Raw genomic sequence first — 9,859 nt, 5'->3', positions numbered from 1 at the left:
AAAACTGTTTTATACCGGCAGGAAGCCCCAGACAAAGTAGTAAGCCCTATATTAATTGAGAAATCACATACAGATTTTTACATCTGCCAAGGGATTTCATTCGAGCAATTCCATATAACTAGGAATACTTTATACCTACTAAAAGACTATACAAACAGAGCAACTTGATACAAATTAAAAATCCCAGACTTAAGTACATGACAAAAATTTGAATACATCGAATTTGGGTGTGTATGTCGGTCGAAAAAGCACGTTTGAGATTTCCTCAAGACCATACTTGACCAATGACTTAGCCCTTCGCCCATGCTTCAGAATTTTTATCGGTTTAACGTATATATCTTTATGTTCACCAACGAGATACGCCCATACAAGAGCCATGCAGACCATCGCAAACAGACGTGCGATACGCACTCTGTCACGCAGGTGGGTGTCCTCGATGTTGAAGCCCGAAGATTTCATGGCACGGAATGCCGTTTCAATCTCCCAGCGTTTTTTATAGGTCGCTACTCCATCTTCAGGTCGATTGAAACAGATCAGGATCTGAAGTTCGGGTATCCCGTCAGAGTTTTTGATTCGACTTCCTGCAAGATAGACATACTGCCCTTTATGCAAAAAGAGCTTGTAGTAGAATTTCTCCTGTCCGACTTTAAGGGAATTGAAGAGCCACCACGCTCTGATTCTTTCTCCTGTGGAGGGCTTGACAACCCCAATATCCTGCCGAATACGGATATAGTATCGAATCCTGTTGTCGTTAAGCCATCCAATCCACTCCTTGCCGATGACTCGCGGTCGGCCACAAGGCAGTCGATGCAGTCATGTCCAAAAAGTCGGATGAACCGCTCCATGATATCCTTGCGTTCTTCCCAATTGGAATTGCCCCGTTTGTTCAAAAGACTGAACAGTAATGGAAAGGCAACACCTTTGTAGGTAATGCCGAGGGTGAGTATATTGATGTTGAACTCTCCAAACTTCCAGTTGGTGCGGTCCATACTCAAAACCAAACCATTCTTAACAGGAAGCAACGAGAAGATCATCATTGCCACCAGGTCGAGGTTCAAGGCATAGTTGGCGATGAATCGCTGAATGCGGCGCAGATTGGAATCACGCTCAACCGACGTAGGCATTGCCGAAGCCAGTTTGTGAAGGCTCACAGTCTGCACCACACAAAGTGCATGCAGCATATAAGCCATAAGCTTAATGCGGGCCAGATTCATCGATTTTCCAAAATACTCTTGCATAATCGGGAGGATTTGGTTAACTTTGGCCAAGTCCTTGGAATCAGTAGTCTTCATAGAGAAAGCGGCTAACTTTTCTTTAAAGTTACTGATTTTCAGGGATTTTTGCAAATATAATCTATTGATAATTAAATGCTTAACAATAGAATTTTATTTTTTGTCATCTACTAAAATCCCAGACAACCTTAATATTTACTGGAAATCTCATAAAGCCAGCAAACATTATAGCACAAAAGATCTCATGTAAGCCGGAAAGCTTTGCACTACATTATTTTTTCTACATTTAAGATTTTACTGTGCAGGGAGAGGATAGTTTGAAACTTACAGCTCCGTCCTTGTTTGGCTGATCCGCCAGCAGAGTCCCCTCAACAAGGAATAATGAGAATGGGCAGAAACAAATTCTAAATACTTGTCAACATCAGGCATTTATTGATTTGTTTCCCCATAAGCCATTTGCTTTTTCCAATAAAAGAACTAACTTTGTTGTTTATAAACAATTACAAAACGATAAAACGATGAAAGAATTCTTCAAATTTACCCTGGCTACAATTCTGGGCTTATTAGTTACAGGATTTATCTTTATGATAATAGGTATTGCCAGTGTTGCAGGCCTCCTAGCCTCCTCTGAAACAGAAACTACTGTGCACAACAATTCAGTATTCGTTCTAGATCTGCAGGGAAGCATTGCAGAACGTTATCAGCCAACTCCTATCGATCAACTATTAGATGAGGAGCAATCTGTTTATGGACTTAACGACATCTCTGCCTCTATTGCAAAGGCAAAAGAAAATGATCAAATAAAAGGCATCTATCTTAACGTTGGAAATTTCAGCTGCGGATCTGCTTCTTTGCAGGAAATACGACAAGCACTTGCTGATTTTAAAGAAAGTGGCAAATTTATTATCGCTTATGGAGGAGGATATTCTCAAAGCGGATACTATCTGGCAAGTATAGCCGATAAAATAATCCTCAACCCATCAGGAAGCATTTCATGGCATGGCCTTAGTGCACAAACTTTATTCGTAAAAGATTTGTTGAAAAAGGTTGGGATTAACGTACAAATATTCAGAGTTGGAACTTATAAATCCGCCGTTGAGCCACTGATCGGAACAGAAATGAGTCCGGCCAACAAAGAACAGACACAGGCGTTTGTACAGTCCATCTGGAACCAAATGACTGATGACATCGCCCAGTCACGCCAGCTTACTCAAGAACAATTAAATATCCTGGCAGATCAATATATGGATTTCCAACTGGCTGATTCATGTATAGCCAATGGGCTGGCAGATACTTTAATGTATAAAGACGAGGTACTCGCCTACTTAAAATCACAAATTGGACTTAAAGAAAAAGACAAGCTCCATACATTGACATTATCTGATATGATCAATGTCAAACGCAATACACCGCGAGATAAGAGCAGCAACATTATTGCTGTTTATTATGCATACGGAGAAATCGACAATTCTTCATCCTACAATTATAACGAAGAAGGCATTAACTCTGAAAAAGTCATCACAGACCTCCGCAAATTACGGGAAGACAAAAACATCAAAGCCGTAGTGTTACGTGTCAATTCTCCGGGAGGAAGCGCATACGGTTCTGAACAGATCTGGAGAGAAGTCAAGTTACTTAAAGAAGAAAAGCCTGTCATCGTATCCATGGGAGACTATGCAGCATCCGGAGGTTATTATATCTCGTGTGCCGCTGACTGGATTGTAGCAGAGCCAACAACCTTAACCGGCTCGATCGGCATATTCGGTATGGTTCCAGATTTTTCAGAACTCGTCACCCAAAAACTGGATTTGCACATTGACGGAGTAAAAACAAACAAACTGGCTGATCTGGGCAATATTGCACGCCCGCTCAATGCTGAAGAAAAAGCCTTAATACAGCAATCGGTCAACAACGGCTACGAACTTTTCACCAGACGATGCGCAGAAGGACGCAACATGCCTATTGAAGATCTGAAAAAGATCGCAGAGGGAAGAGTCTGGACAGGAGCAATGGCGAAAGAACTGAAACTTGTCGACGAGCTGGGCAATCTCCAGACAGCACTGAAGGCAGCCAGCCAACATGCCAAAATAGAGAATTATAATGTTGTAGCTTATCCTAAACCGGAAGACTTCTTGACCACTCTAATGAAAACCCGCAAGGACAGTTATATCCAAAGCCAGGTTGAAGCAACATTCGGTGATTTCAGCAAGGGTTTCACCTTATTGAAAAATCTGAATAAGGCAGATCGTCTGCAAACACGAATCCCCTTTGAGCTCAGTATCCAGTAATTATGAGAAGACCGTCAGCTGTCAAAATCTATCAGAGCCTGAGGCCCCTTTCCTTCTTATATGGGATCGGGGTCCGGCTACGTAATTTTCTATTTGATGCCGGCATACTGAAATCCCAGCGTTTCCCCCTGCCCATCATCAACATAGGCAACATTACAGTCGGAGGAACCGGGAAGACCCCTCACACAGAATATATGATCCGGCTATTGCAACAGGACTATAACATAGCCGTTCTGAGCCGGGGATATAAACGGCAATCAAAAGGTTTTGTGCTGGCAACTCCCCAATCATCGGCAAACGAGATTGGAGATGAGCCTTATCAGATGGCTCACAAGTATCCGGAGATCCGAGTGGCAGTAGACCGAGACCGCTGCCACGGTATTCAACAACTGATGAGCAACCATGTGCTTCCCCCTACCGAAGCAATCATTCTGGACGATGCCTTTCAGCACCGGTATGTGAAACCAGGACTAAACATCCTTCTGATCGACTACAACCGACCCGTCTGGAATGACCTTCTGCTCCCGGCCGGGCGTTTGAGAGAACCTCTTTGCGGCAAACAACGGGCAGACATGTTCATCATCACCAAATGTCCCGAGCAGCTTAACAGTAAAGAAGAAAAGCATATATGCGAACAACTACATCCACAAGCCGGACAAGAAATCTTTTTCACCCGTATGGCATACGGAAAGCTTCAACCGCTTTTTGCCTGTCGCCCTGAACGGGAACTTAACGATATACAGGCAGATGAACATTTGTTATTGGTGACAGGTATCGCCTCCCCCGGTCCTTTGCATCATGAGCTTTTAAAACATACCCAATATGTTCACCCGCTCTGCTTCGGAGACCATCACCAGTTCAGTGCCGCAGATCTGACACGAATAAATAATGCTTTCCGGGAACTGCCTTCCGGGAAACGAAGTATTATTACAACAGAAAAAGATGCTGCACGCCTGATCTGTCACCCTTTACTGGAAGATGCTTTGAAGCCCTATATAGAAGTACTTCCCATTGAAGTAAAGTTTTTAGGAAAAGAAGAATTATTCAACCTCAAAATCAAGGAATATGTTAGAAAAGATTCAAGAAACAGCAGCCTTTCTTAAGGCCAGAATGCACACCCATCCGGAAACAGCCATTATTTTAGGAACCGGACTTGGAAGTCTGGTACATGAGATTACCGAGAAATACGAAATAAACTATGCCGAGATCCCCAACTTTCCCGTTTCAACCGTAGAAGGCCATAGCGGAAAACTTATTTTCGGCAAACTGGGAAATAAAGACATTATGGCCATGCAGGGACGTTTCCACTTCTATGAAGGCTATTCCATGAAAGAAGTTACCTTCCCGGTACGTGTCATGCGAGAACTCGGCATTAAGACTTTGTTCGTATCCAATGCTTCTGGAGGAACCAATCCTGACTTTGAAATTGGAGATCTGATGATCATAACCGACCATATCAACTTCTTCCCCGAACATCCGTTACGCGGCAAGAACATTGATTACGGACCGCGCTTCCCGGACATGAGCGAGGCTTATTCCAAGGAACTCATTGACAAAGCTACCGAAATAGCAAAGGAAAAAGGAATTAAGGTACAGAAAGGGGTTTACATTGGTACTCAAGGACCGACATTTGAAACACCTTCTGAATACAAAATGTTCCGGATTCTGGGAGCTGATGCCGTGGGCATGTCTACCGTGCCCGAAGTCATTGTTGCCAATCACTGTGGCATCAAGGTATTCGGCATGTCAGTCATTACCGACCTGGGCGTAGAAGGAAAAATCGTTGAAGTATCCCACGAAGAGGTACAAAAGGCTGCCGATGAAGCTCAGCCGCGCATGACTACCATCATGAAAGAACTAATCAACAGATCATAACAAAAACTATGCACGAAAATAATCGAACTGAAATTGCAACCTTGGGCGAATTCGGACTGATCAAACACCTCACCCAAGACATCAAACTGGAAAACCCGGAAAGTAAATATGGCATCGGCGACGATGCGGCCGTATTGGAATTTCCGGAAAAGCAAGTGCTGGTAACGACCGACCTGCTTATGGAAGGAGTGCACTTCGACCTGGTCTACACTCCGCTGAAACATTTGGGATACAAATCAGCCATGGTCAACTTTTCGGATATCTATGCCATGAACGGAACGCCGAAACAGATCACGGTTTCTCTAGCCGTTTCCAAACGTTTCTGCATCGAAGATCTGGAAGACTTTTACGAAGGACTGAAACTTGCCTGCCAGCTTCATCATGTAGATATCGTAGGAGGTGACACCACCTCATCTGTTACAGGTCTCGCCATCTCGATTACTTGCATCGGCGAAGCACCCAAGGATCAGGTGGTCTATCGGAACGGAGCCAAGGATACAGACCTGATCTGTGTTTCAGGGGATCTGGGTGCTGCTTACATGGGACTCCAGCTCATGGAACGCGAAAAAGCCGTTTTCCAGGGAGAAAAAGATGTTCAGCCGGACTTTGCCGGAAAAGAATATCTGCTGGAACGCATTCTAAAACCGGAAGCGCGCAAGGACATCATCGAGGCACTGGCCAAGGCAGGTATTAAGCCAACAGCCATGATGGACATTTCCGACGGGCTTTCGTCTGAACTTATGCACATCTGTTCACAGAGCGGAACCGGTTGCCGGGTTTATGAAGAAAGAATCCCGATTGATTATCAAACCGCGGTCATGGCTGAAGAATTCAACATGAATCTGACCACGTGCGCATTGAATGGTGGAGAAGACTATGAACTTCTGTTCACAGTTCCACTGACGGCTCACGAAGCTGTTTCACAAATCAAGGATGTCAAAGTCATCGGACACATCACCAAAGCAGAACTAGGCTGCGCATTAGTTACCCGTGACGGAAACGAACTGGAACTCAAAGCGCAAGGCTGGAACCCGCTTAAACAATAACAGCTGTCAAAAAGGTGAACGATTGGAATCTTATTTTTCATCGTTCACCTTTTTTTCTTGTTCATCTTTCATCGCATATTCCACTCTCCCATTTACATTAAACATCCAAAAACCAACTTTCAGCACCTTAAACTGCGTTTTTTCCTCCCAAAAGTTTGCACAATCAAAAATATTGCATACCTTTGCAACCGCAAACCAAAAGAGATTGGTGCCATAGCTCAGTTGGTAGAGCAAAGGACTGAAAATCCTTGTGTCCCCGGTTCGATTCCTGGTGGCACCACTTTGAAGAAAAGCAAAAGACAGTAAAATCCTGATTTCCAAGCGAAATCGGGATTTTTTGTTTTCCCCAAGCACGCAAAAAACGGCAAAATATTACCGTTCGAGGTGGAGCAAAAGGTGGAGATAAAAGGTGGAGCAAAAATCTCCACCGAATTAGAGCCTTTCTCACTGATTTACAATATTTTGCGTATCAAGAAAACGTGGTCGGTTTCCTACTTTTGTCCAAACTAAAAACTGTAGGAAAATGAAAAGAAGTTCATTCAATGTGCTTTTCTTCTTGAAGAAGACCAAGCTGCTGAAAAACGGAGAAGCATCCGTTTGTATGCGTATCACTGTAGATGGTACGCGAGTTGAAAACAACATCCGCAAAAGCATTGACCCGTCTCTCTGGAGTCAGGCTAAGGAATCCGCCAGAGGCAAAAGCCGCAAATCATGTGATCTGAATGCCTATATCGAAAATGCGAGAATCAAGTTACATCAGATTTTTTGTGAGCTGGAAGAACAGAACCAGCCTATAACGGCACGTCTGTTACAGGAAATATTTTTCGGACAGGACAAAGAACCGGAAGCGGTACGCACCCTTATCGGTACCATGCAAGAGCACAATGACCAATGCCGTGCCCTGGTCGGGAAAGACTACGCCCTGATTACCGTTCGCCGTTATGAAAGCTGCAAGCGCTATCTTGCCGAACTTATCAGACAGAAATTCGGAAAGGATGATCTGCCGCTGGTGGAAGTCAACGGTGAGCTGGTACGTGCCTTTGAATTTTATTTGAAGACTGAAAAGGAATGTCAGCAGAATACCGTTATCCGTTATATGAAATGTCTGAAGAAAATTACCAATCTGGCACTGGCCAATGAATGGATAGCCAAAGACCCGTTTATCGGTATCAAGTTCCACGAAAAAGAAGTAATCCGTGAATTTCTTACCATGGACGAACTGCTGACTATCTACCACAAGGAGTTTCCTTTGGAGCGAATCGCCGTAGTCCGTGATGTTTTTATTTTCGCCGCCTTTACCGGATTAGCTTTCATCGACGTGCAACAACTTTCCCCTGAGCATATCGTAAAAGACAATAACGGAAACCTGTGGATCAGGAAGCCACGTCAGAAAACAAAGAACATGTGCAATATTCCGCTGCTGGATATTCCTTTGGAAATCCTGAGAAAATATGCAGATTATCCTGCCTGCAAAAAGAAAGGAGTATTGCTGCCTGTTCCCTGCAATCAGAAGATGAACAGCTACCTGAAAGAGATTGCCGACCTGTGTCTGATAAAGAAGAACCTGACTACACACACCGCCCGCCACTCGTACGCCACATCTGTCTGTCTGGCCAATGGAGTAAGCATTGAGAATGTAGCCAAAATGCTCGGTCACTCCAATATCAAGATGACGCAGCACTATGCAAGGGTACTCGACAGTTCCATTCTGAAAGATATGAATAATGTAAGGGATGTACTTTCAAATTGCCTATAGCTTATGAAAAGAGAAATTATCCATATAACGGAGGACGGCAGGATTGTTATTCCTGCTGTCCATTCTGATAAGATTCGTATGGACGAAGCCGAACTTGTCGGCTTGTTCAATGTAGTTGCACCGACTTTAAGGGCTGCGAAAAGAAGAATATATAAACTTGGGATATTGCAACCATTCACCGCAGAACAACGTATTCCGTTAAAAGAGGGGTATCAGGTAGTCTATAACCTGGAAATGATATTTGCGCTTGCCTTTCAGATTAATACTTATCCGGCCCAACAATTACGTGAGTATATAATAAGCAGACTGTTCCAATCTGAAAAGTCAATGGTTATCTGCATGATGAATGGTAATCATAAATCATATCTAAAATGCTGATAAATATTGATTTCAGTGTTTCATGCGGATAATAAGACGCAAATTATGCGGTTAATAAACCGCTTGCCTGAAGATGTCTAATTGTTCATCATACAAGCATAAAGGCTGTGTGACATCGGTTCATCCAAACCGGCACACAGCCTTTATGCTTATCTTTTATTTACTACTCATATATGCTTCCCGATAATTCTCCTGAAGCATTTTCTCAATATCACTCTCCCGGTAAAGGATTTTACCGCCTAACTGGTAATAGGATATTCTCCCTTCATTACGATAATCCTGAAGCGTACGTCTGCTCAGTTTCAACTGTGCCGACACTTCCTTGTCGGTCAGATAGCGTTCGCCGCCCAGCACGGGACGGTTTCCGACCGCCAGATTCTCAATCCCGACCAGCATACGGTCAAGACTTCCCATGATACGGTGTACCCATTCTCTGCTGTCTGTTCTCAGTTCACTCATGTTATTATGGATTTAATGGTTATTGTTTAACTGTTATATGTTACGACCTCTGTAAAGAGCCTCTTTTCTTCTGTCCTCAACTTTCTTGACGATACCCTGCACATCTTCCGGCTTATAGAATATCTTGTGATTGATTTGAGAAAAAGGCAGGGTACCGTTATCACGGAGTGTCTGCAAGGTGCGGGGCGAGATGTTCAGATACCGGCACACGTCCTGATTGTCCATCCACTTGTGCAGCGTCCTGTCGTTCTCCCGGTTGCAAATTTCCATGACCCGATGCTCAAAGTATTCAAACTTACGCATCAATTCCTCAAACAGTTGTTTTTCTATTCCTACAAATTCCATATCGTTTCCTTTTTTGTTGATTGATGTTTATTCTTTTTTCGTTGTTTGCGACAAAGAAAAGCCATATATTCTGAAAGGCAATGGTTTCCGCCTAACTGGCAGCATGTGGCGCTGATTATCCTAGTTATGAGGCCACTTTCATATCCTTTTCTGCAAATATTCCTATATTCAGGGACTCCATCCAACAATGAATTACAGAATAAAAGATCTATGAACCTGATTCAATAAATGTCCATAGCAATGGATAAGGAATGGTTTATTTCCATGTAACCTTACTTCATCACTTTTCCAAGCCATTGATTAGATAAGGAAGCAAAGAAGTGTTCCTTCAATAATTCACCGACATGAATATTTACTACAGTACGACAATACGACATTAAGTCAGTAAATATTCAAGTCAATAAATCAGTAACTGTTTGAATCCCCGGTTCATTGTTTCATCAAACAGGAAAAATACCGCATTCCACACCGATTGCCCTG

General features: G+C 43.3%; 8 protein-coding genes, 1 tRNA gene and 1 pseudogene. 7 read left to right on the top strand and 3 right to left on the bottom strand.

All coding sequences use genetic code 11. The features are described 5' to 3' along the window. Positions 1-189: 189 nt before the first annotated feature. A pseudogene (locus BACCOPRO_RS06030) lies at positions 190-1,292 on the bottom strand (IS4 family transposase). Positions 1,293-1,750: 458 nt separating this feature from the next. Here BACCOPRO_RS06030 and sppA point away from each other — a divergent pair. From sppA to BACCOPRO_RS05990, 7 genes are all read left to right on the top strand, one after another. Beyond that, positions 1,751-3,520: a signal peptide peptidase SppA gene (gene sppA / locus BACCOPRO_RS06025; RefSeq protein ID WP_008141877.1), complete on the top strand. Its 1,770-nt coding sequence runs from the start codon at positions 1,751-1,753 to the stop codon at positions 3,518-3,520. 2 nt (positions 3,521-3,522) lie between these two features. Further along, positions 3,523-4,623: a tetraacyldisaccharide 4'-kinase gene (gene lpxK, locus BACCOPRO_RS06020; protein ID WP_008141875.1), complete on the top strand. Its 1,101-nt coding sequence runs from the start codon at positions 3,523-3,525 to the stop codon at positions 4,621-4,623. Beyond that, on the top strand, positions 4,586-5,395 hold the full coding sequence (locus BACCOPRO_RS06015) for a purine-nucleoside phosphorylase (RefSeq protein ID WP_008141873.1): 810 nt from the start codon (positions 4,586-4,588) through the stop codon (positions 5,393-5,395). Before lpxK ends, BACCOPRO_RS06015 begins: the two co-directional genes overlap by 38 nt. 8 nt (positions 5,396-5,403) lie before the next feature. Next, the gene (gene thiL, locus BACCOPRO_RS06010; RefSeq protein WP_008141871.1) at positions 5,404-6,441 is read left to right on the top strand and encodes a thiamine-phosphate kinase; all 1,038 of its coding nucleotides are present in this window, start codon (positions 5,404-5,406) and stop codon (positions 6,439-6,441) included. Positions 6,442-6,648: 207 nt separating this feature from the next. After that, positions 6,649-6,721: transfer RNA gene (locus tag BACCOPRO_RS06000), tRNA-Phe, on the top strand. A 243-nt stretch (positions 6,722-6,964) separates the two neighbouring features. Next, positions 6,965-8,197 carry a site-specific integrase gene (locus BACCOPRO_RS05995; RefSeq protein ID WP_008141868.1) on the top strand — a complete coding sequence of 411 codons (1,233 nt, stop codon included), beginning with the start codon at positions 6,965-6,967 and terminating at the stop codon, positions 8,195-8,197. Positions 8,198-8,200: 3 nt separating this feature from the next. Then, positions 8,201-8,575, top strand: coding sequence for a virulence RhuM family protein (locus BACCOPRO_RS05990; protein ID WP_008141866.1), 375 nt, complete (start codon positions 8,201-8,203; stop codon positions 8,573-8,575). Positions 8,576-8,731: 156 nt separating this feature from the next. On the opposite strand, the gene BACCOPRO_RS05985 is transcribed toward BACCOPRO_RS05990, so the two are convergent. Continuing rightward, a complete protein-coding gene (locus BACCOPRO_RS05985; RefSeq protein WP_008141865.1) occupies positions 8,732-9,034 on the bottom strand; it encodes a helix-turn-helix domain-containing protein in 303 nt (100 codons plus the stop codon). Between the two features lie 33 nt (positions 9,035-9,067). After that, entirely contained in the window at positions 9,068-9,379 is a 312-nt protein-coding gene (locus tag BACCOPRO_RS05980) for a helix-turn-helix domain-containing protein (RefSeq protein WP_008141863.1), read from the bottom strand. Positions 9,380-9,859 lie beyond the last annotated feature (480 nt).

The sequence above is a fragment of the Phocaeicola coprophilus DSM 18228 = JCM 13818 genome (genome assembly GCF_000157915.1).
GTDB lineage: Bacteria > Bacteroidota > Bacteroidia > Bacteroidales > Bacteroidaceae > Phocaeicola > Phocaeicola coprophilus.
This window is presented reverse-complemented; position numbering and strand designations above follow the sequence as displayed.

What these genes read in the sequence shown, in the direction of transcription:
- BACCOPRO_RS05995 (WP_008141868.1), top strand. Translation starts at nt 6,965, where the DNA reads ATGAAAAGAAGTTCATTCAATGTGCTTTTCTTCTTGAAGAAGACCAAG.
- BACCOPRO_RS05990 (WP_008141866.1), top strand. Translation starts at nt 8,201, where the DNA reads ATGAAAAGAGAAATTATCCATATAACGGAGGACGGCAGGATTGTTATT.
- BACCOPRO_RS05980 (WP_008141863.1), bottom strand. Translation starts at nt 9,379, where the DNA reads ATGGAATTTGTAGGAATAGAAAAACAACTGTTTGAGGAATTGATGCGT.
- sppA (WP_008141877.1), top strand. Translation starts at nt 1,751, where the DNA reads ATGAAAGAATTCTTCAAATTTACCCTGGCTACAATTCTGGGCTTATTA.
- BACCOPRO_RS05985 (WP_008141865.1), bottom strand. Translation starts at nt 9,034, where the DNA reads ATGAGTGAACTGAGAACAGACAGCAGAGAATGGGTACACCGTATCATG.
- BACCOPRO_RS06015 (WP_008141873.1), top strand. Translation starts at nt 4,586, where the DNA reads ATGTTAGAAAAGATTCAAGAAACAGCAGCCTTTCTTAAGGCCAGAATG.
- thiL (WP_008141871.1), top strand. Translation starts at nt 5,404, where the DNA reads ATGCACGAAAATAATCGAACTGAAATTGCAACCTTGGGCGAATTCGGA.
- lpxK (WP_008141875.1), top strand. Translation starts at nt 3,523, where the DNA reads ATGAGAAGACCGTCAGCTGTCAAAATCTATCAGAGCCTGAGGCCCCTT.